The 512-nt window shown below is 60.5% G+C and carries 1 protein-coding gene; it reads left to right on the top strand.

Going from position 1 to position 512, the window contains the following annotated elements; all coding sequences use genetic code 11:
• Positions 1-512, top strand: a 512-nt coding sequence (gene iscB, locus HJG40_RS14780) for an RNA-guided endonuclease IscB (protein WP_215864894.1), incomplete at both ends; no start/stop codon positions are given.

Genomic DNA, 512 nt, shown 5'->3' with positions numbered 1-512 from the left:
GCGACGTGCAGGATACGCGGCTGAAAATCCATCCCGGCAGCAAAACGACGGGACTGGCTCTGGTCGCTGAGTACGTCCGTCGTGGCCCTACGGTGATCTGGGCCGCTGAATTGGCGCATCGGGGTGCGGTAATCCGCAAGGCGCTGCAACAACGGCGCGATCATCGGCGATTTCGTCGGGCCAAGTTACGTTATCGTGCCCCGCGCTTCCTGAACCGCACGAAGCCAAAAGGCTGGCTGGCACCCAGCCTGCAACATCGGGTCGATACCACGATGGCCTGCGTATCCCGCTTGCAGCGTTGGGCCCCCGTCGTGGCTCTGTCCACCCTGCTGCATCGCTTCGATACCCAGGCTTTGCAGAATCCGGAGATCAGTGGTGCGGAGTATCAGCACGGCACCCTGTTCGGCTACGAGGTCCGGGAATATCTACTGGAGAAATGGGGCCGTAAGTGCGTCTATTGCGATGCAGAGCATACCCCGCTGACTATCGACCATATCCACCCCAAGAGCAAA

Source organism: Acidithiobacillus concretivorus (assembly GCF_018853445.1).
In the GTDB taxonomy this organism is placed as follows: domain Bacteria; phylum Pseudomonadota; class Gammaproteobacteria; order Acidithiobacillales; family Acidithiobacillaceae; genus Acidithiobacillus; species Acidithiobacillus concretivorus.
Note: the sequence above shows the minus strand (reverse complement) of the source record. Positions and strands in the feature narration are given on the sequence as shown.